This window comes from Armatimonas rosea, from assembly GCF_014202505.1.
Lineage (GTDB): Bacteria > Armatimonadota > Armatimonadia > Armatimonadales > Armatimonadaceae > Armatimonas > Armatimonas rosea.
Map to the genome: position 1 here is coordinate 356,414 of NZ_JACHGW010000004.1, position 18,039 is coordinate 374,452.

Below are 18,039 nucleotides of genomic sequence, written 5' to 3' on the forward strand. Positions count from 1 at the left end.
ACTAGGAACTACCTTCTTGGGTCAGCTGGGCCAGAATCCGACGCTCTGCATCGGCATTATGGGCCACTCCAACGGACTGGAGAGTCTTTGCGAGCGTGCCAAACGGCCAGACTCGCTTGGCAAGCTTGGCGAGTGCATCCGGGGTGGGTGCGATCAGATGCCAGTGAGCGATTCCTCGCGCAATCTCCTCAGCGGTGTTACTTCGGATGATGAGATCGGCCTCGGGCTGGGCGAATCGGTACACGTGCTTCTCAGGAACACTCGTCCGCGGCCCTTCGAGAAAGTCCGTTCTGAGAGACGCAAGCACAACGGGCGCGGGAGACGAGTCGGTTGCCGAGAGGCGAAACCCCTGGCCGAAGCGCGTTCCGGTCAGCATCGCGAAGATAAAGCTGCTGAAGCTGTAAGAGCTAACACGCCACATCACATGGGAAAAGTCAAAATTCTCCTGGTCATCCCAGTCAATCCGGCTGTCGTCATCCAGAACAGGGGGATCGTCGGTGCCGTTGCAATCGACAAACCAGTAGTAGACACCTTGGTTTTCCGTCGCGACATGGAGCAACAACCGTCCGTCGTGGGCGATGATCTTGAGTTCTTCGGGGCCAACCAGCTCATCTGAGTTGGTCAGCCCAGCAAAGAGCTCCCCGACACCTTCCAGCGAGAACCACTCCCGCACGGACTCAGGAAAGCGCATCCCTTGTGCTTGTTCCTGCTCCTCAAGCTTCCTCAGGGCGACCTCGGAGAGTCGCGGCTCTTGTTCGAGAAGTGCAAAGAGGGCGTGGTGGTACTTGAGGGCCATCGGCTTGGCTCTTGTCACCGGCAGCGGCGGAGGTACTCTTTGCGGGGGAGGTCTTCGATGTGGCCGCTGGCGTGGTAGTAGCGCACGCCTTGGTCCTCGGTGAGGGTGTCGGCGCGGGTGCGGCGCACCTCGGCGCTCTCCCCGGTGGCCTCGATAAAGTCAGCGAGGATCTGCTCGGCGGTATCGAGGTCCTCAAAGAAGAGCACGTAGTCGATCTCCTCGTCGTCGTCGCGGTGCACCACCCAGTCGCCCTCACGGGGCTCCTCTAGGTAGCGGTCGATCCCTCCCCCATGCACAAAGAGCGCGTAGGGCTCATCGGGGAGCGGCGTGTCGTCGGGGGACTCCAGTGGCTCGGCCTGCTGCAAGACCAGCGGCCAGAGGTTGCCCGTCGTATCGACAAAGAGCACCATGGGGAAGCGATCCGCAAGCTCCTCAAGCGTGACCTCCGAAGCGCTGAGCTCACCGGCATCGGGCTCGGCCTCAAGCGCCTCAGCAATCGAGCTCTGGGCCAGCTCCTCGGAGGCAAAGACCCAGGCGACTTCCTGCCCAATGGGGCCGTAGGAAAACGGCGTTCCGTAGTCGTAGCGGATGGTGTAGAGGGTATCAGGAAGCTCAGGAGGAGCGGGAGGCAGCTCAGGAAAACCGTCGGGGGCGGGAAGTTCGTCACTCACGGTGCAATTGTACCCGACCCGAAAAAGAAAAAAGCCGCCGCAGGTCTCTGCGGCGGCTTGGGGCTAGGCCCTACTTCTTGGTCTCACGGGCGCGGCTGGGCTGGCTTTCACGCGCCGGGCTCGACGAACCACGCGACTCGCGGGAGGGCTCGAAGGTGCGAGTACGGGCGGGCTCAGAACCGCGGCCCAGCTCCGGGCCTCGTCCCATCTCACGCTCGCGGCTTCCGCCCGATGGGAACGAGGTGCCACCTCCCCCGGGGCGAACCGGGGTCATGTTTGGCACGGAGTACCCGCCACGCTCTTGGCCACCGCTCGGAGGCGAGATTCGGCCGTACTCCCGCTCACGGCTACCCGACGGCGAACCTGTGGGGGGGGTGTAGCCGCCCGACGGTCGCACGGGGGTCATGTTGGGCACAGCCGGCCCCGATGAAGACCGATTGAACTCACGCTCGCGGCCTCCGCTGGGGGTAACGGTGCCTCCAAAATTGGGCTGCCCGGTTGGACGCGACGGCATACTGGGGGTAGCGACTCGGTAGGTGCGCTCCCGGCTTGTCTCCTCGGAGCGGCCGGGGGCTGTGGGCGGGGTGCCGAAGTTAAAAGTCGAGCCGTTCTGGCCGCGGCCCTGTGCCCGCTCCTCACTGCGACGTGCCGGTGCATCGAAGCCAGGCCGCGACGACTCACGGAAGACCGGGCGGTCCCAGGACTTATCGTTGCCACCCCGTGAGCGGTCCCAGCGATCGCGCTGGTCGATATAGATCGGGCGGGTCTCGCGGATAATGATCGGGCGGACCGTCGTGTAGTTGCGCCCAAAGATGCAGAAGTCGTCCCAGTCGCGGCAGATGCGTGTGCCAATCGAGATCGTCAAGCACGACATCGGGGAGTAGACAATCCCGGTGCGCCACGGCGTGTAGCCCCAGTAGCCGCCGTAGACCACCATATTTGGGTACCAGCGCATGTCGTAGTAGGCGTCCCAGCTCGGTGCGGGGCCAAGGAAGACAGGCCGGGAGTAGAAGTAGCGCTGCGGGAACGGGTACCAGCGTGCCCCAGAGACCACGGCGTTCTCCAGAAAGCCATTGTCCGGAACATAGAGGGTAGGAACACTATTGCCGTCGTTGACAAAGTACATTCCCCCACTGGTCTTGCCAAACTGCATGGCGTAGAGGTTTCCGGAGAACGGTACGGAGATCATCTGCCCATTGTCATCGTAGAGAATGTAGCCACTGGAGTCGAAGACCGCGCGGCTAATGGGAATCGTCTGCCCCTGCGGAACCTCACGCCAGTCAAAGACATCGGCGCGGGCCTGGGTGACCGGTGGGGCCGCCACGACAAAGTTCTGGGCAAAGGCTGCCGGTGCCGCCATCAAAAGTACAGTCGCTAGAAACGCTTTCATTGAGATTTTCTCCTCTTGTATCTCTTCAGACGACAGCCACGACAAGAATGTGACAATTATTTTCTGACACCCAAAATTTAGCGTCGACTTCAATCGGCGGCTAGGCGATCAGCTCTTTAATCACATTCCCGTGGACATCGGTGAGGCGGAAGTCTCGGCCGGCGTAGCGGTAGGTGAGCTTGGTGTGGTCGAAGCCGAGGAGGTGGAGCACCGTGGCGTGGAAGTCGTGGATGTGCACGGGGTTGCGCTCGGCCTTGAAGCCAAACTCGTCGGTCGCGCCGTAGACCGTGCCTTTTTTCACACCGCCGCCCGCCATCCAGTAGGTAAAGCCCCAGTGGTTGTGGTCACGGCCGTTCATCTTGCCCGCGTTGGCTCCCGGAGTCGGTAGCTCCACCACCGGCGTCCGCCCAAACTCCCCGCCCCAGATGACGAGAGTTTCTTCGAGCATCCCGCTCTGCTTGAGATCGGTCAGGAGCGCGGAGATCGCCTTGTCCGCCTCGCCACAGAGCCGCCGCATCCCATCCGCGAGATCGTCGTGGAGGTCCCAGGGCTGGCCCGCTCCGGAGTAGACCTGGATAAAGCGCACCCCGCGCTCGGCGAGACGCCGTGCCATCAAGACACCGCGGGCAAAGTTACCGTCGCCGTAGCGCTCCCGCGTGCTCTCGGACTCCAGGTTGATATCGAAGGCATCGGTGGCCTCGCTCTGCATCCGGTACGCCAGCTCCAGGCTCTGGATACGGGACTCTAGCTGGGCGTCTTTTGCGTGGGCCGCCTGGTGCTTTTTATTGAGTGCCTGGATCAGATCGAGCTGCTCGCGCTGCTGCTCCTTGGAGGCATAGTGGCTCCGAATGTGCTCGACTAGCTGCTCGACATCGCGCTTGCTGGGGTCGATATAGGTCCCCGCCAAGACTCCCGGCAGAAAGCCCGCCTGCCAGTTCTGGGTCTCCTGGATCGGGAAGCCGCCCGGACACATGGCGATATACCCCGGCAGGTTCTGGTTCATGGTCCCGAGCCCGTAGCACGTCCACGAGCCAAACGACGGCCGAATCTGGCGGGCATCGCCGCAGTTCATCAGCAGGAGCGAGGGCTCGTGGTTGGGAACATCGGCGTGCATGGAGTTGATGACGCACATGTCATCGACAAAAGCAGCGGTCTTGGAAAAGAGCTCACTGACCTCGATTCCGCTCTGGCCGTACTTCTGGAACTTGAAGGGAGAGCCGAGCCCTGCGCCGGTCTTGCGCTCGGTGCCGTAGTTGCTCATCGGCAGGGCCTTGCCGTGGTACTCGGTGAGCTTGGGCTTGTTGTCCCAGGTATCGACATGGCTGGGGCCGCCGTTCATGAAGAGAAAGATCACCCGCTTGGCCTTCACCGGAAAGTGTGGCTTGCGCGGAAGCATGGGGTTGTCCCCCTCGCCCGCCTGCGCCTCGCCCGCTAGCACCCCTGCCAGCCCGAGACCCGCAAACCCTGCGCCCATCTGCCCAAGCAGCTGCCGCCGGGTCATGAACAGCTCTTCCAGTCGTCCTTGCATGCCTCTAGTATGACGCAAGGCCCCTAGGTTTTCAACTTTGTTTTTTCGCAGAGAACGAGCGGGCGACACCGGGCAAGAAGAGATAGCCAATAATGGCAATCGGCAGGATCACGATCGGGAAGACAACCGGCGAGCCCTGAGCCTGGGCGATCGCCATGACGATACTCGTGAGGTAGTACGCAATAGTCAGCCAGCGCCCCCAGGCCCGCTGCAAAAACATCCCTACCCCCGCGGTGACCCCCACGAGCGCCCCAACAATGCTCAGCGTATTGGCCGCTCCCCGTAGCAGGATCACCAGCGGGATCATCGCGGTTAGTGCGGCGATCAGGGTCACCCCAAAGGGCTGGACGTCGTCTTTTGGCTCTTGTTCTTGCAAGCTCATGATCTGTGTCTTCAAGGTCCCTCGTGGTGAATCTCCAGCAAGAGTACCTCCGTCGCGTCTTCGGGAACACGTGTGGACTCGGCTTGCGCCACCCCCACCACCCAAAGGATCTCCCCCTCAGCCTCCACAACAAGCTGGGACGCCCGCAGCTCGGCGGGAACCTTGGCCTCGCGGAGCAGATCGCGCACCAAGCGGGTCTTGCCGGCCATTCCCAGCGGCGCGATCCGGTCACCGTCACGGACGGTGCGTACTGTTAGGGATGCGGGGATTGTACCACAGTCTACACGAAGAGAGCGGCGCTGGCGCTCCGGGGAGGGCAAGGGCGCGGCAATCACGGCAGAGAGGGAGCGCTGGTCCAGAAGGGCGACGCTACCCGGAACGGGCAACTCTCCCCGCCAGTCGGTGAGGAGCGGGCCTTGCCTCTGTGGTGCAAAGACAAGGCTGCCCTGTCGCACCCGAGCCCACCCGTCGCCGGGGAGATTGAGGGTCCCTCCCCGCACGAGCAGTCCCTCCAGACGTGCCACCCAGGTCGCCGTGACAAGCTGCTCTCTCAGCGCCGCATCCCCTTCTGTGAGCTCCCAGAGCCGCTGGAGAATGACGCGACGGCGGAGGGGGCGCTCCAGAGTGCGCAGATCGGTCGTGCCCCGGTGCTCTACGGCCAGCATATCCAGATAGGCACTGTCCTCCGCCGCGTGCTCGGAGAGGCGACAGAGGGCTTCGGTGAGGCGTGGGTTGAAGCTCTCGGCGAGCTCGGGGAGGAGTGTGCGGACCTTGCGGCGGGGGAAGCGGGGGTTGTCGTTGGTGGGATCGTGGCGCACCGCGACTCCGTGGTGGGCGCAGTACGCTTCGAGCTGGGCGCGGCGGGCGAAGAGCAAGGGCCGGATGATATTGCCCCGTCGCACCGGGATTCCCGCCAGCCCGCTCACGCTCGTGCCCCGAAAGACCCGCATCAGCACGGTCTCCGCCTGGTCGTCGGCGTGGTGCGCGGTGGCGATCACATCGGCACCGAGCTCCTGGGCGGCCTCTTGGAGGAAAGCATAGCGCGCCTCACGCGCCTCGGCCTCGTTCGCATTGGCGAGTGCGCCCAGCCCGATGACACAGGACAGACCACCGCGGGTAGCGAGAGCGGCACAGAACCCCGCATCGGCATCGGCGTCTTGGCCGCGCATTCCATGGTGAAAGTGCGCCACGCCAGCGGGCTGCGGTAAGAGCCCCAGCGCGGCGGCCTCACAGAGCAAGAGGAGCAGGGCGCAGGAGTCGGTGCCGCCGGAGAGCGCGACCAGAGGCCGCTCGCCCGGAAACAGCAAAGCCCGCTCCGTGACAAAATCTGCCAGGGAGCGGGCGAGTGCGTGGTCGTCAGGGCTTGGCGATAACGACGACACGGTTCTCCACGCGGGTGACAGCCATCCCGAGAGGCCCGAGGTGGCGGGTGAGCAGCTCCTCCAGGGTCTCGTTGCGGGCATCGAACTGCACCTTGCGGTCGGACTGTGGGATATCGATCACCGTGATCCCTTGGCCATAGCGCCGGGCTAGGTCCTCAAGGCCTTGGGGCGTCAAGGGGAGCTCACCGCCCCCAAAGGAGAGGCGGGTGGTCGCGGGCAGCTCTTGCTCCAGGGGCGTGATCACCCACTGCTCCCCACGCACCGCCTCCGCGACCCAGGAGAGCTTGAACGTGCAGACATCCATCCCCGCCGCAACGGGAACTTCCAGAGAGCGGTTTGTCGGGAGGGTCACACTGGTTGGCTGGGACGCACCGGGCACTAGCACCCGCACCGTACCGCTCTTTGCATTCTCCAGAGCCAGTGAGAACGAGACTACCGTGTCGCTCGGCTGGAGCTTGGAGAGCTTCAGCGCCGGAGCCGGACCGGCAACCGTGGGGCTGGCACTCGTCTTGGACACTCCAGAAACCACGCCTGCCGACTGGACGGTCGTGGGCTTTGGGTAGAAGAAATTCCACAGCACGGAGGCGAGAGCACCGCCCGCAAGCGCAGAGCCGAGGGCGACCCGTCCTAGGTTGGGAAGCCAGCCGCGCCAGCTACGCTTCTGGGCGGCCTCGTTCTCACGCTCGATCCGAGCGATCACATTGTCTGCAAAGAAAAGAGGAGGGTCTACCTCCGGCAAGTCGTTTAAGTGCCGTGTGATCCCACGAAGCAGGGCTTCGTCTGTGCGCGCTTCCGGGCTCGTGGCCAGAAATGCTTGCACTTGCTTCATCTTTTCCGCAGGAAGAGTACCTTCGATATAATCCGACGCGAGCTCGCGCCACTGCTTCAAGTCCATGATATTTACCTTACTGGAGTGTAGGACTTTCGTAGATTCCGAAAAGTTCCGCCACTTTGCCCAGCCGATCCCGCAGCGCCAGGCGGGCGCGGTTCAGGCGCGACTTGACCGTGCCAATCGGGAGCTGGGTCAGGTCCGCGATCTCTTCGTAGGCGAGGCCCTGGTTGTGGTACATGACAATCATCACCCGCTGGGCCTCCGGGAGGGTGTGGATCGCCTTCTCCAGGATCATGCGCCGCTCCTCCCCTTCCATCAGCGCCTCGGGGCCGGGGGAGGCGTCTTCAAACTGCCGCGTGACCGTGTTTTCGTCGAGCTCCATCGACTCATCCAGCGACGTGGTCGGGCGGGAGCGCTTTTTCTTGCGGTCATCGAGGAAGACATTCGTCACAATCCGGTGGATCCAGGTGGAGAACTGCGCCTCCCCGCGAAACGACTTGAGGTTGTTCCAGGCGCGGACAAAGGCCTCCTGCGCGATATCGGAGGCATCGTCGTGGGAGCCGCTGAGCCGGTAGGCGACATTGTAGACCGTCCGCTCGTAGCGGCGGACCAGCTTGTCGAAGGCCGCCACATCACCGCGCCGGCTCCGCTCAATGAGCTGCTTCTCTTCTAGCGGGGTCAAGATCATGCACGCTCTCCGGGGAGGGTGGCCTCGGAGATGGCGCGCTGCTCCTCGGGGGTCAAGGTCACCTCGGAGCGGCCCCGGACTATCGGCTTGGCGTAGACCCGCATCTCCTGGCGCGAGTAGAGCCCGCTGAGCACGAGACCGTTATTGGCATCATCGAGCAGCGCCAGCGAGAAGCTCTGCTGCCCACCCACATTGGCAAAGGCATCGTAGCGGTGGAGGCCCACACGCCGCAGGGTCTGACGCAGGGAGTCCGTGTTGGCGCTCGATGTGGTCAGGGCACGGTCCATCTCGGCGCGAAACTGTGTGACATTTTTGGCATAGTCGAGCAACAGCTCCTCCAGCGAGTCCCCGCTCACGCCCCGTAGCATCCGTGCCTGACGCCGTGCAAGCCCACGGAGCCGCACGAGCGCGACAAGCGCAAGTACCAGAATTACCCCGTTTCCCCCGAGCAAGACCAGTAGAGCAAGCCCAGGCTGCTGCTGTACCCACTGAACCAGCCCGCCCATTGCCCCGTTCAGGCCCTCCATAGCAATCCTCCAGTTTCTGTGCCTCTCAACCTACAATGACATAGAGAGAGTCATATGGCATCAGAAAACCTTTCCCTTGACAAGATTCGTCCCAACGAAAATCAACCGCGTCGAACATTTTATCAGGAATCTCTGGAAGAGTTAGCCGCGTCGATCAAAGAGCGTGGTGTCCTGCAGCCAATCGTGGTTCGTCCCTTGACAGGAAAGGACAAGGGCTTCTACCAGATTGTCATGGGCGAGCGCCGCTACCGTGCCAGCAAGATGCTGGGCATGGCGACCATCCCCGCGATTATCCGTGACCTCAGCGATGAAGATGCCGCCACCGATGCTCTCCTGGAGAACTACCAGCGCGAGGACATGAATGTCATCGAGAAGGCACGGGCGATCCAGGGCCTTCTCCAGCACATGAGCTACGAGAAGATCGCCAAGACACTCGGAGTCTCAGAGGCGACTGTCCGGCGGACCCTGGAGCTTCTAGAGCTGCCGATTCCCATCCAGCAAGAGCTGATCCAGAACCCCGCCAAGGGCGCGCTGTTCCAAGAGGGCCACGCGCGCGTGCTGCTGGGGATCAACGACGATACCGCGAGCCAGCTGCGCTTGGTCGAGAAGGTCAAGAACGAGAAGCTCAATATCTCGGACCTTGAGAAGATTCTGACCGCGATCAAGCAGTTCCCCAACAAGAAAGAGGCGTTTCTGCGTGTCTCGGTGGGCGTGACCGAGCAGATGCTACGGAGTCTGGGTGCCCGCGAAGAGCGCAAGAAGCCCTACAAGTCCCAGACCGCCGAGCAGCACCTCAAGAGTATCGAGAAGCAGGCCTCCACCCTCGCGGACATGATGGACGACCGCATTGGGGAGTTCCTCTCCGCGGAGCAGATGAACCAGCTCCTGGCCACCACGGCGGAGCTCCAGCGCGATCTGGAGAACTTCAATACCAAGATCCGCGACTCGCTGGCCACCAAGGACTTTGGCTTCCGCGAGGTCTATATCCACTGCCCGCTCTGTGGCCGCGTCGAGCTGATTGGCTCCGTGCGCTGCTCGGTGTGCTGGACCATCCTGCGGCGCTGCTACGACTGCGGCAACTACGACCGCAACTTTGAGAAGTGTGGCATCACCGGTGCCAAGATCTTTGTGGCCGAGGCGGAGAACCCCAAGGAGCACTCCAAGAGCTACCGCTGCCCCATGTACAAGCCCAAGTTCGACACGCAGGCGACCCGCCTCAAGATGGTTGCCTAGCCCCACCCCGACACCCAGCGGCTCCCGCTGGGTGTTTTTCTTTTCTGCTCCCTTGCCCTAGACGCAAAAAAAACGGCCTGCGGAGGTTCCGCGGGCCGCTGTCAAGTTAGGTGGTAGAAAGGAGATATACTTATTCTTGGAGCCGAGCGGTAAAATCTTTAGCACCGGCACCAAAAATCCGCGGACTATTTTATGAACCTCAACCCCTTTGCGAGTAACCTGGTCGTTGTCTGGTACCTGAGCCTCTCTCTGGTGCTCACCGGCGTGGTGATCGGGCTGACCCTGGCCCTCCACAAGCTCAATGCGCGCCTTGAGGCTCTCACCAGCCAGGTCGAGCCTGTGCTGCAAAAAGCGGACCTCGCCCTCGCCCTGGCCAATGAGAAGCTAGAGTCGATTGGAAGCGCCACCGAGAGCCTCCTGGCCCACACCGAGGCGGTCGCCACCACGGTTGAGGCCAAGACCGAGACAACCTCGCGGCTGGTTCAAAAGACCATCCACGCTCCTTTTGTGAGCGCCAACGCGCTCCTGGCCGGTGTGGCAGCCGGCGCGAAGGCACTTCGTGCGGGCTCCACAGCGCGTGTGCTACAATCCCCTAAACCCCAAACACCCCTTCAAGAGGAACCTAACCATGGCAAACAATAAGAGTGATTTTCTCGTCGGCTTTCTGATCGGTGGTGCTCTAGGCGCCGCTGTCGCGCTGCTCTATGCCCCGCAGAGCGGCGATGAGACCCGCGGAAAGCTCAAGGAGAAGAGCGGCGAGCTCAAGGACAAGACCAGCGAGACCTACGAGAAAGCCCGCACCAAGGCCACCGAGGTCGGGGGGCAGCTCAAGGATAAGACCACGACCCTCGCCTCGACCGTCAAAGAGTCCGCCACCAGTGTCGCCTCGCGAATCGGCAAGCGAGGTGCCGCCGAGGAACCCGAGGCTGCTGGGGCCTAACCGCGCTCAACTTCCCTAAAATCGCGCCGCTCTCACTATGAATTATTTCGCTGTGGGAGCCGGCGCGATTTGCTTTATAATCTCCGCAGGTTGTGTACACCTATCACCAACAAGGAACTCTCATGAACAAAACTCTCATCGCTTCTAGCCTCTCTCTACTGGGCGTCGTCGCCCTCACAGGGTTTGTCGGCCTCAACAGTGCCAAGAGTGCGCCACAAAACTCTCCGGCGGTGATCATTGGCTCGGGGAGCTGGCAGAACAAGGCGGCCTTTGTTGCCAGCGGCGCACGGTGCCCGGTTCCCACCCCCGATGCCCTCACCCTCCAGATGATTGAGTCCGATCTCGCCCTGACCCGCACGGTCCGTGATGCCGCGCGGTTGGGGCAGTTCTCTGCCTTCTCCCGTGGCGCGGGCACGGTGACCATCCCGGTCTACTTCCACGTGATCACCAACACCTCCGGCGCGGGCAACCTCACCGATGCCCAGATCCAGGCCCAGATCGATGTTCTCAACAAGGCCTACTCCGGGCTGGATAAGCTCCCCAATGGCACGACCCCCAACGGTGCGACGGTAAACACCCCCTTCCGGTTCGTGCTGGCCACCGGTGGGATCGACCGCACTGCAAACAACACCTGGTACACGGTTGGCTACGGTACGACAGCCGAGACCCAGATGAAGACCGCACTCCGACGGGGCGGTGCCGGGGACCTCAACCTCTACTCCGCCAATATCGGCGGGGGGCTCCTGGGCTGGGCAACCTTCCCCTCTAGCTACTCCTCCAATCCCAAGAACGACGGTGTCGTGCTCTTGACCTCGTCGCTGCCGGGCGGCTCCGCAGCTCCCTACAACCTGGGCGACACCGCCACCCACGAGGTGGGCCACTGGCTCGGCCTCTACCACACCTTCCAGGGTGGCTGTTCTGCCACCAATGACAGTGTCAGCGATACCAACGCCGAGCGTACGTCGTTCTTTGGCACCTGGACCACGACCACTATCCCCGACACCTGCACGGGCAACAAGTACCCGGGCCGCGACCCGGTCGAGAACTTCATGGACTACACCGACGATGCCTACATGTACCGGTTCACGCAGGGCCAGGCAGACCGCATGGACCTCTCGGTGATTACGTACCGTGGTCTTTAGTCAGGGAGCTTAGGTACTGCTGGATAACCCCGGCAACATCCTGACTATCTGCAGCGACCCGGGCCTGTGCAAGCCACACGGCCCGGGTCGCGACTTTTTTCACCGCCTCCATGTCGTGGCTCACCACGACGATGGTTCGGCCCTCACGCTGGAACTCGGCGATCTTGGCGAGGCACTTCTCCTGAAAGAGCGCGTCCCCCACCGCCAGTGTCTCATCCACCAAGACGATCTCCGGGTCGGTGTGGACCGCGACCGCAAACCCAAGCCGCACGAACATCCCCGACGAGTATGAGCGCACGGGCATGGTGTAGTACTCCGGCTTGTCAAAGTCCGCAAACGCCAGGATATCGTCGCGCCGTACCTCCATCTGCGCCCGTGTGAGCCCCAGGATCGAGCCATTGAAGGTGATATTCTGCAGGCCCGTCAGGTCGGGGTGGAAGCCCGCCCCAACCTCCAGAAGCGGAGCCAAGCGCGGGTGGGTCGGGTCAGCCGAGGCGGGAAAGGTCACTGCCCCCGAGTCGGGCTTCATCACATTGGCAATCAGCGAGAGCAGCGTCGATTTCCCTGAGCCATTGCGCCCCAGAAGCGCCACCGTCTCCCCTTTCTGAATAGTCAGCGAGACATCATCGAGTGCGGTGATGACCTTTTTTTCGGGTGCTTTTCCGTCAAAGAGCGCCCCCAGCATCCCTTTTAGACCGGCATAGCCGCTGGACTGGAGGACAAAGCGCTTGTGGACGTGCTCTAGCTGGATCGCGGGCAGGCTCATAGCTGCTCCACAAAGCGCCACTTGCGGCTATTGAAGAAGGCATAGCCCCCAATAAAAGTCGCGACACAGACCACGAACGCAAGCCAGAAGTACGGCCACGGGACCCCAAGGTTAATGTAGATAGGGTCTTTAATCCCCGGGACCTCGGCCTTGGGCGGGATGGGAAGCAGGAACGCCCGGTAGCTGGTCAGGATCACCGTCATGGGGTTGAGCAGGTAGAGCGTGTAGACAAACGACGGTACTTTCTCGGAGAAGCGCACCTGCTCCAGGAAGTACATGATCGGCACGGCGTAGAACAGCAGGTCTAGCGCCACCGCAGTCAGGAACTTAACATCCTCGAAAAACACATTCAGTGCTGAGAGAAACAGCGCGATCCCCCCGATCAGCAGGGTCTGCATCACCACCAAGAGCGGGAGGAGGAGAAGCTCGCGGGGCGGCAGGGTCAGGCTGTGGTGGGTGAGAGAGTCGCGGATATAGAGAAAGGCGAGCAGCGGGAACAGCACGACTCCCAGCGAGAGCAAGAAGTGCCGCAGGTTCGCCACGGTGGTCGCCAGCGGAAGGAGCTCACGGGGAAAGTAGACCTTGCGCACGAGACCGAGTTGCTTGGAGACCGCATCGCCGGCATCCAAGACCCCCGTGAGAAAGTAAGTCCAGGGAAAAAACGCCGCGAGGACATAGGCAGCGTAGTTATCGACTTTGCTGTTAAAGACGAAGTAAAAAACGGCCCAGAGGATCAAGGCACGGACAATGGGGTTTGCCAGCGACCAAGCGATTCCTAGCTTGGAGTTTTTGTAGCGAACATCGAGCTCGCGCTGGACGAGGTTGTGAAACAGCTCCCGGTAGCGCCATGCTTCGCGGGCTTCTTGAAAGAGGCTCATGCCCCTTCTTTACTCTTCTTCGTCGCGAGCGGGTTCCAAGAGCTTGAGGAGATCTTCGCGATGGATGAGCACTTTTCGCTTGCCTGCAACCCGGAAGGCCTTGAGCTTGCCCTGTCGGATGTACGAACGGATACTGGATTGCGACAGCTGCAGGTAGTTTGCCGCCTGTTCCACTGTCAGAAGTTCCCTGTTTTCCGCATCCATCGTCTCGTTCGTTTCTCCTGTCTGCACCGGGATGCCAGGCATCCTGTCGTGAAAGTATAACCCCTGCCCTCTGGAATGTCAAGCGCTTGGCAGGAAATATCAAGAGGTGAATAAGGCATTCAAAAAGCGCTAAGAACTCGGGTATAAAAGAAGCATGGCACAGGTAGGTATCTTTGGCGGGTCGGGTCTCTATCAGCTCCTCACGGGTACGGTCGAGGAGCGCTGGATCGAAACTCCCTACGGCCCCCCCTCGGATAAAGTCGTTTTAGGGGAGCTGGGAGGCCGGGAGGTGGCGTTTCTGCCGCGGCACGGGCGAGGGCACACGATCCCTCCCCATAAGATCAACTACCGCGCGAATCTCTGGGCGATGAAGGCGCTCGGGGTGGAGGCGGTGATCGGGCCGTGCGCAGTGGGCTCGCTCCAGAAACACATCGAGCCTGGCCATATTGTTCTCTGTGACCAGTTTGTGGACCGCACGACCGGCCGGGCCGATACGTTTTTTGAGGGCCCTATTGTCACCCATGTCTCCGCGGCGGAGCCCTACTGCCCGATCCTGCGCGCCCACGCGCTCGCGGTCTGCCAGAGGCGCGGTGTCGCGGTGCACGAGAGTGGGACCATGGTGGTGATCAATGGGCCGCGCTTCTCCACCAAGGCGGAGTCGCGCTGGTTCACGAGCATGGGCTGGGACATTATCGGCATGACCCAGTACCCCGAGGCCTATCTGGCGCGTGAGCTGGAGCTTCCCTACGTCAACCTCTCGATGGTCACGGACTACGATGCGGGCCTGGTCAGTGACGATGGCGCGGCAGTGACCCATGAGGCGGTCTTGGAGGTCTTTGCGGCCAATATCGAGAACCTCCGCGGGCTGCTCGTCGAGCTGGTGCAGTCCCTGCCCGACACCAGTGCCAGCCCCGCGCGAACCGCGCTCACAGGTGCACGACTTGGCTAAGCAAACACCCGACGAGCTCTTTGAGACACAGTTTCTTCCCCACCTGGATGCGCTCTACCGTGCGGCTCTCTCCATGACGCGCAACCCACAGGATGCCGACGATCTGGTGCAAGACACCTTCCTGCGCGCCTTCCAGTTTATTGACAAATTTCAAGTGGGAACCAATGCGCGGGCATGGCTGTTTCGCATACTAACCAACCTGTTTATCAATCGCTACCGCCGCGCCAAGCGGGAGCCGGAGAAGACATCCTACGATGAGATGGAGGATTTTTTCCTCTACAATCGGCTTCAAGATGCCTATGTATCGGGTAAGTCCGACACTCCGGAGGCAGCGGTGCTCAACAAGGTACAGGCTGAGGCGATTCACGAAGCGATCGGAAATCTTCCCGATGAGTACCGGGAGACCGTGATCTTGGCGGATGTGAATGAGCTCTCGTATCTGGAGATCAGTGAGATTCTGGAGGTCCCCATTGGGACGGTACGCTCCCGGCTCTCTCGTGGGCGGCGGCTGGTGCAGCGCGCCCTGTGGGCCTTTACAGAAGAAAACCCACGCTAGGAATAAGGAAACTATGAAGACGACTCCGGTCGAGTCTTTGGAATACAATCAGTGTGAAGAGGCAGTCAAGCGGCTCAACGATTTTTTGAGCAGAGAGCTCGCTCCCGACGAAGAGGTGCAGGTTCAGCGGCACCTCCAGGAGTGCAATGGCTGCTTTGAGAAGTTTCACTTTGAAGAGACGCTGCTGCGTCGGCTTCGGGACGCGGTTGGGCAGGTGCAGGCCCCGGATGGGCTACGCCAGCGCATCCTAGGCCTGCTCCACAAGAACCACTAAGGCGCGCTCGTCCCCTCACGCCCATAGGCATCCTGTAGCCGCACCACATCGTCGAGCTGGGGGGTGGAGACCTCCAGCACATCGGAGTCCTCGATCGCCTCGATCGTGTGAATCTCCAGCGGACGGTTGCGCCACTGGTGCCCCTCCCCGATCTCGGTGATGGTGAGGGTATCGACGGTCGCGCCCTTGGTGAGCTTCATGCGCCCTTTTAGCAAGTAGCTTGTCTCGTCCTTGTGGTTGTGGTACTGCAGGCTGAGCTTCTGCCCGGCATTGACATGAATGATCTTGCCGACATAGATATCCGTCCAGGCATACCAGATCTCGTAGCCCCAGGGTTTCTCGACCTTCACGGGGAGGTCTTCAGGTTTAATGTCCATACTCGCTATTGTACGGCACGCCTTCGGGTCTTTCCTATTCCGGCAGCCCCCGCCGCGATCAGCATCGCCCCTCCCACCCCTAAGAGAATCGCGGGAAGGTCGCTCTTGCGCTCTAGGATCACGTCTTTGTTCTCGTGGGGTCCTCGCAGCTGAATCCGCCAGAGGGGCTCGTCGAGCACGATCCCAAGCGCACGCTCCAGCGCGACTCCCTCACTCGTACGCCCCTCACTGCGCGCCCCGTGTGCGCCCATTCCCTGGGAGTAGAGCGCGTGGTCGAAGTGCTCTTCACGGTGCACCTGGCCATCGTGGATATGGATGGTCGGGTAGAAGAGCTTGTCGGGCCAGCGGGTGGGAAACTCAAAGGCGATCGGGTGCGGCGTGCCCCCCAGCTTGGCGAGCTGAAAGACCGCAAACCCGTAGTCGTGGCACTGGGGAAACTGCGCCCAGACACTCTTGGGCAGCGTGAAGCGTGGATCGAGCCGGTCGAAGTCCGCCAGGCTCGGTACAAAGCTCGCCACAAAGTCCCCGACCTCATGGACAGCCAAGGCACTCTTGACTTCTGCCTCTTGTACCTTGCTACAGCCAATCGAGAAGGTTTGGGGGGTGGGGAACCGTGCGGACAGGTGGGTGAAGAACTCGGGATAGCCCTTCAGGTCCAGCCAGCGGATACTCTCCTCCCGCGCGGGCAAGGCCACGGGTAGCGGCAGGATCATCGCGGTCGGCTGGGCGGCCTGGTAGCGCATCTGATAGACCAGAAACTGGGTGCCGTGCCCCGAGAGGCGGGCAAAGAGATTGGTGTCAAAAACCTCGACATCTCCCACAAAACAACACATCGTCGTTGCTCCTGAGCGTTATTCTTGGCAGGAAGCACTGCCCCCGAGACCGAACCTGGGGCCATGCACCTAGATCGCATCCTATCATTGGGGCCGCTTGCCTTCCAAGGAGAGAACGCACGCGTGAGCCGTGTGGTTACGGCAGGCGGTGAGATTTGGATTCTCAAGGCGGGAGGCACGGTGCGCGAGGGCGAGGTTGTCGCGGCACTGGCAGCCCACCAGCCGTTGGTTCCGGCGTTTTTTGGGGAGAGCGCCCAGGGCCTTCTCTTCTCGGAGCTGCCCGGCCAAAATCTGGCAGAGGTGTTCGCGCAGCCGTCGCGGCACCACGCACGGCTCGCCCACGCGCTAGGCGAGGCACTGCGACAGATCCACGCCTGGGAGCCGCCCCTCGAAAAGCAAACGACCTCCTGGCGGGAAGCGGCTCTGGCACGGGTGCGGGCGACCGCACTGGCCCACGCGGGCGAGCGCATCGCCTACAACTTCTCGCCGTTTTCCGGGCACGAGTATGGGGCACTGGCGGCGTGGGTTGAGGCCGAGAGCGCCAAGACTCCCCCCGCGCTTGCTTTTTGTCACGGCGATGCCTGCTTGCCCAATTTCCTCACCGACGGAGGTACTATCACAGGGATCGTGGACTGGGGCGACGGCGGCTGGGCCGACCCGCGCTTTGACCTCGCCACCGCCCTCTGGAGCCTGCGCCGCAACGGTGCCCCCGAGTGCCAGGATGATTTCTTGGTAGGCTACGGCTGGGAGGGGGGCACGGAGAGCCTGGCGCTCTTTGAGGCCGTCTACACGCTTTGGGAGTAAGAGACAATGAGCTGGATCGACCGAGAGTTTTTTGACACCCATGGCTATGTTGTCGCCAAGGGTGTCGTCCCCAAGCCCCTCTGCGCTGCGGTGATCGCGGCGGAGTACGACTTTCTGGGCTTCGATCCCGCCAACCCCGCCGGCTGGTACCAGGAGCCGCTCAAGCGCGGCGGGATGCTGGAGCTCTACCAGCATCAGGCGCTCTGGGACACGCGCCAGCACCCCAGTGTCCATGCAGTCTTTACCGAGCTCTACGGCACCGAGCGGCTCTGGGTGAGTATCGACCGGGTGAACTTCAACCCGCCGGTTCATCCGCAGTTCCCCGAGTACGACCACCCCGGCATGATCCACTGGGATATCGACCCCATGCAGGCGCACACCACTCCCCTACGGGTCCAGGGCGTGCTCTACCTCTCAGACACCCCGGTCGAGCGCGGCGGGTTTTGCTGTGTCCCTGGCCACCACAAGCTCATCACGCGCTGGGCCGAGAGCCGCGAGGCGGTGCCCGGTGCGCCCGACGAAGGCAAGCGGACGCCGCGGGATAAGAGCGAGATCACGATTGTCCCGATCCCCGCGGAGGCCGGCGATTTAGTCATCTGGGACACGCGGCTCCTGCACGGCAACGGCCGCAATCTCTCCGACCAGCCCCGCCTGGCGCAGTACATCACGATGTGGCCCGAGCGCTACGAGAACGAGGCCGAGCGCACCGACCGCGTCCTGCGCTGGCAAGAGCGTCTCAACCCCGATGCCTTCTGGGCACCCGGCGACCCGCGCCGCTGGGAGCAGCTCCACGGCACGACCGCTGTCTTAACCGAGCTAGGAAAGAAGCTCCTGGGCGCCGAGCCCTGGAGCCCCCCAACCCCCACGACTGGGGGAGAGTAAACGTA

Annotated in this window: 23 protein-coding genes; 9 read left to right on the top strand and 14 right to left on the bottom strand. The window is 62.1% G+C overall.

The features are described 5' to 3' along the window. Nucleotide 1 precedes the first annotated feature (1 nt). The 9 genes from HNQ39_RS21155 to HNQ39_RS21195 all read right to left on the bottom strand — a co-directional run bounded on the left by HNQ39_RS21155 (nucleotide 2) and on the right by HNQ39_RS21195 (nucleotide 8,196). Nucleotides 2-814: a hypothetical protein gene (locus tag HNQ39_RS21155; RefSeq protein WP_184201528.1), complete on the bottom strand. Its 813-nt coding sequence runs from the start codon at nucleotides 812-814 to the stop codon at nucleotides 2-4. Beyond that, a complete protein-coding gene (locus tag HNQ39_RS21160; protein ID WP_184201531.1) occupies nucleotides 811-1,467 on the bottom strand; it encodes a hypothetical protein in 657 nt (218 codons plus the stop codon). The genes HNQ39_RS21155 and HNQ39_RS21160 overlap by 4 nt, the downstream gene beginning before the upstream one ends. A 70-nt stretch (nucleotides 1,468-1,537) precedes the next feature. Continuing rightward, nucleotides 1,538-2,857: a hypothetical protein gene (locus HNQ39_RS21165; RefSeq protein WP_184201534.1), complete on the bottom strand. Its 1,320-nt coding sequence runs from the start codon at nucleotides 2,855-2,857 to the stop codon at nucleotides 1,538-1,540. A gap of 100 nt (nucleotides 2,858-2,957) precedes the next feature. Next, nucleotides 2,958-4,385 carry a DUF1501 domain-containing protein gene (locus HNQ39_RS21170; protein WP_184201537.1) on the bottom strand — a complete coding sequence of 476 codons (1,428 nt, stop codon included), beginning with the start codon at nucleotides 4,383-4,385 and terminating at the stop codon, nucleotides 2,958-2,960. Between the two features lie 31 nt (nucleotides 4,386-4,416). Continuing rightward, nucleotides 4,417-4,767: a hypothetical protein gene (locus tag HNQ39_RS21175; RefSeq protein WP_184201540.1), complete on the bottom strand. Its 351-nt coding sequence runs from the start codon at nucleotides 4,765-4,767 to the stop codon at nucleotides 4,417-4,419. Between the two features lie 11 nt (nucleotides 4,768-4,778). Continuing rightward, nucleotides 4,779-6,149, bottom strand: coding sequence for a tRNA lysidine(34) synthetase TilS (tilS, locus tag HNQ39_RS21180; RefSeq protein WP_184201543.1), 1,371 nt, complete (start codon nucleotides 6,147-6,149; stop codon nucleotides 4,779-4,781). Further along, on the bottom strand, nucleotides 6,124-7,044 hold the full coding sequence (locus HNQ39_RS21185) for an anti-sigma factor family protein (protein WP_184201545.1): 921 nt from the start codon (nucleotides 7,042-7,044) through the stop codon (nucleotides 6,124-6,126). The genes tilS and HNQ39_RS21185 overlap by 26 nt, the downstream gene beginning before the upstream one ends. A gap of 10 nt (nucleotides 7,045-7,054) precedes the next feature. Further along, nucleotides 7,055-7,669 (bottom strand): sigma-70 family RNA polymerase sigma factor, encoded by a 615-nt coding sequence (locus tag HNQ39_RS21190; protein ID WP_221290205.1) that lies wholly within the window; start codon nucleotides 7,667-7,669, stop codon nucleotides 7,055-7,057. Then, the gene (locus HNQ39_RS21195; RefSeq protein ID WP_184201548.1) at nucleotides 7,666-8,196 is read right to left on the bottom strand and encodes a DUF4446 family protein; all 531 of its coding nucleotides are present in this window, start codon (nucleotides 8,194-8,196) and stop codon (nucleotides 7,666-7,668) included. Before HNQ39_RS21195 ends, HNQ39_RS21190 begins: the two co-directional genes overlap by 4 nt. Before the next feature lie 54 nt (nucleotides 8,197-8,250). Between HNQ39_RS21195 and HNQ39_RS21200 the strand changes: the two genes are divergently transcribed. From HNQ39_RS21200 to HNQ39_RS21215, 4 genes are all read left to right on the top strand, one after another. Next, nucleotides 8,251-9,429, top strand: coding sequence for a ParB/RepB/Spo0J family partition protein (locus HNQ39_RS21200; RefSeq protein ID WP_184201551.1), 1,179 nt, complete (start codon nucleotides 8,251-8,253; stop codon nucleotides 9,427-9,429). Nucleotides 9,430-9,621: 192 nt separating this feature from the next. Beyond that, a complete protein-coding gene (locus HNQ39_RS21205; protein ID WP_184201554.1) occupies nucleotides 9,622-10,071 on the top strand; it encodes a hypothetical protein in 450 nt (149 codons plus the stop codon). Next, nucleotides 10,058-10,369 (top strand): YtxH domain-containing protein, encoded by a 312-nt coding sequence (locus HNQ39_RS21210; RefSeq protein ID WP_184201557.1) that lies wholly within the window; start codon nucleotides 10,058-10,060, stop codon nucleotides 10,367-10,369. Before HNQ39_RS21205 ends, HNQ39_RS21210 begins: the two co-directional genes overlap by 14 nt. A gap of 122 nt (nucleotides 10,370-10,491) precedes the next feature. After that, nucleotides 10,492-11,511 carry a zinc metalloprotease gene (locus tag HNQ39_RS21215; RefSeq protein ID WP_184201560.1) on the top strand — a complete coding sequence of 340 codons (1,020 nt, stop codon included), beginning with the start codon at nucleotides 10,492-10,494 and terminating at the stop codon, nucleotides 11,509-11,511. Here the strand turns inward: HNQ39_RS21215 and HNQ39_RS21220 are convergent. Genes HNQ39_RS21220 through HNQ39_RS21230 form a run of 3 tightly spaced genes read right to left on the bottom strand, consistent with a single transcriptional unit; the run spans nucleotide 11,492 to nucleotide 13,401 of the window. Next, nucleotides 11,492-12,277 (bottom strand): ABC transporter ATP-binding protein, encoded by a 786-nt coding sequence (locus HNQ39_RS21220; RefSeq protein ID WP_184201563.1) that lies wholly within the window; start codon nucleotides 12,275-12,277, stop codon nucleotides 11,492-11,494. The genes HNQ39_RS21215 and HNQ39_RS21220 overlap by 20 nt on opposite strands. Continuing rightward, nucleotides 12,274-13,155, bottom strand: a complete 882-nt coding sequence (locus tag HNQ39_RS21225) for an ABC transporter permease (protein WP_184201566.1) — start codon at nucleotides 13,153-13,155, stop codon at nucleotides 12,274-12,276. The genes HNQ39_RS21220 and HNQ39_RS21225 overlap by 4 nt, the downstream gene beginning before the upstream one ends. A gap of 9 nt (nucleotides 13,156-13,164) precedes the next feature. Next, the gene (locus HNQ39_RS21230) at nucleotides 13,165-13,401 is read right to left on the bottom strand and encodes a helix-turn-helix domain-containing protein (protein ID WP_184201569.1); all 237 of its coding nucleotides are present in this window, start codon (nucleotides 13,399-13,401) and stop codon (nucleotides 13,165-13,167) included. 112 nt (nucleotides 13,402-13,513) lie between these two features. On the opposite strand from HNQ39_RS21230, the gene HNQ39_RS21235 reads away from it, so the two are divergent. The 3 genes from HNQ39_RS21235 to HNQ39_RS21245 are packed head-to-tail and all read left to right on the top strand — an operon-like array spanning nucleotide 13,514 to nucleotide 15,138. Next, the gene (locus HNQ39_RS21235) at nucleotides 13,514-14,308 is read left to right on the top strand and encodes an S-methyl-5'-thioadenosine phosphorylase (protein WP_184201572.1); all 795 of its coding nucleotides are present in this window, start codon (nucleotides 13,514-13,516) and stop codon (nucleotides 14,306-14,308) included. Beyond that, nucleotides 14,292-14,864, top strand: a complete 573-nt coding sequence (locus HNQ39_RS21240) for a sigma-70 family RNA polymerase sigma factor (RefSeq protein WP_425503582.1) — start codon at nucleotides 14,292-14,294, stop codon at nucleotides 14,862-14,864. Before HNQ39_RS21235 ends, HNQ39_RS21240 begins: the two co-directional genes overlap by 17 nt. Before the next feature lie 13 nt (nucleotides 14,865-14,877). Further along, the gene (locus tag HNQ39_RS21245; protein WP_184201575.1) at nucleotides 14,878-15,138 is read left to right on the top strand and encodes a zf-HC2 domain-containing protein; all 261 of its coding nucleotides are present in this window, start codon (nucleotides 14,878-14,880) and stop codon (nucleotides 15,136-15,138) included. Here HNQ39_RS21245 and HNQ39_RS21250 read toward each other — a convergent pair. Together HNQ39_RS21250 and HNQ39_RS21255 are read right to left on the bottom strand one after the other, a co-directional pair. Further along, a complete protein-coding gene (locus tag HNQ39_RS21250) occupies nucleotides 15,135-15,515 on the bottom strand; it encodes a cupin domain-containing protein (protein WP_184201578.1) in 381 nt (126 codons plus the stop codon). The genes HNQ39_RS21245 and HNQ39_RS21250 overlap by 4 nt on opposite strands. Nucleotides 15,516-15,520: 5 nt before the next feature. After that, the gene (locus tag HNQ39_RS21255; protein ID WP_184201581.1) at nucleotides 15,521-16,336 is read right to left on the bottom strand and encodes a hypothetical protein; all 816 of its coding nucleotides are present in this window, start codon (nucleotides 16,334-16,336) and stop codon (nucleotides 15,521-15,523) included. Between the two features lie 75 nt (nucleotides 16,337-16,411). Here HNQ39_RS21255 and HNQ39_RS21260 point away from each other — a divergent pair, with 75 nt between their 5' ends. Both HNQ39_RS21260 and HNQ39_RS21265 read left to right on the top strand, forming a co-directional pair. After that, a complete protein-coding gene (locus tag HNQ39_RS21260) occupies nucleotides 16,412-17,152 on the top strand; it encodes a phosphotransferase (RefSeq protein ID WP_184201583.1) in 741 nt (246 codons plus the stop codon). Between the two features lie 6 nt (nucleotides 17,153-17,158). Next, nucleotides 17,159-18,034, top strand: a complete 876-nt coding sequence (locus HNQ39_RS21265) for a phytanoyl-CoA dioxygenase family protein (RefSeq protein ID WP_184201586.1) — start codon at nucleotides 17,159-17,161, stop codon at nucleotides 18,032-18,034. The last annotated feature ends 5 nt before the right edge of the window (nucleotides 18,035-18,039 follow it).

Coding starts and splice junctions, on each gene's coding strand:
- HNQ39_RS21170 (WP_184201537.1), bottom strand. CDS start 4,385: ATGCAAGGACGACTGGAAGAGCTGTTCATGACCCGGCGGCAGCTGCTT.
- HNQ39_RS21260 (WP_184201583.1), top strand. CDS start 16,412: ATGCACCTAGATCGCATCCTATCATTGGGGCCGCTTGCCTTCCAAGGA.
- HNQ39_RS21200 (WP_184201551.1), top strand. CDS start 8,251: ATGGCATCAGAAAACCTTTCCCTTGACAAGATTCGTCCCAACGAAAAT.
- HNQ39_RS21190 (WP_221290205.1), bottom strand. CDS start 7,669: ATGATCTTGACCCCGCTAGAAGAGAAGCAGCTCATTGAGCGGAGCCGG.
- HNQ39_RS21235 (WP_184201572.1), top strand. CDS start 13,514: ATGGCACAGGTAGGTATCTTTGGCGGGTCGGGTCTCTATCAGCTCCTC.
- HNQ39_RS21210 (WP_184201557.1), top strand. CDS start 10,058: ATGGCAAACAATAAGAGTGATTTTCTCGTCGGCTTTCTGATCGGTGGT.
- HNQ39_RS21245 (WP_184201575.1), top strand. CDS start 14,878: ATGAAGACGACTCCGGTCGAGTCTTTGGAATACAATCAGTGTGAAGAG.
- HNQ39_RS21175 (WP_184201540.1), bottom strand. CDS start 4,767: ATGAGCTTGCAAGAACAAGAGCCAAAAGACGACGTCCAGCCCTTTGGG.
- HNQ39_RS21265 (WP_184201586.1), top strand. CDS start 17,159: ATGAGCTGGATCGACCGAGAGTTTTTTGACACCCATGGCTATGTTGTC.
- HNQ39_RS21220 (WP_184201563.1), bottom strand. CDS start 12,277: ATGAGCCTGCCCGCGATCCAGCTAGAGCACGTCCACAAGCGCTTTGTC.
- HNQ39_RS21205 (WP_184201554.1), top strand. CDS start 9,622: ATGAACCTCAACCCCTTTGCGAGTAACCTGGTCGTTGTCTGGTACCTG.
- HNQ39_RS21225 (WP_184201566.1), bottom strand. CDS start 13,155: ATGAGCCTCTTTCAAGAAGCCCGCGAAGCATGGCGCTACCGGGAGCTG.
- HNQ39_RS21195 (WP_184201548.1), bottom strand. CDS start 8,196: ATGGAGGGCCTGAACGGGGCAATGGGCGGGCTGGTTCAGTGGGTACAG.
- HNQ39_RS21250 (WP_184201578.1), bottom strand. CDS start 15,515: ATGGACATTAAACCTGAAGACCTCCCCGTGAAGGTCGAGAAACCCTGG.
- HNQ39_RS21215 (WP_184201560.1), top strand. CDS start 10,492: ATGAACAAAACTCTCATCGCTTCTAGCCTCTCTCTACTGGGCGTCGTC.
- HNQ39_RS21165 (WP_184201534.1), bottom strand. CDS start 2,857: ATGAAAGCGTTTCTAGCGACTGTACTTTTGATGGCGGCACCGGCAGCC.
- HNQ39_RS21230 (WP_184201569.1), bottom strand. CDS start 13,401: ATGCCTGGCATCCCGGTGCAGACAGGAGAAACGAACGAGACGATGGAT.
- HNQ39_RS21185 (WP_184201545.1), bottom strand. CDS start 7,044: ATGGACTTGAAGCAGTGGCGCGAGCTCGCGTCGGATTATATCGAAGGT.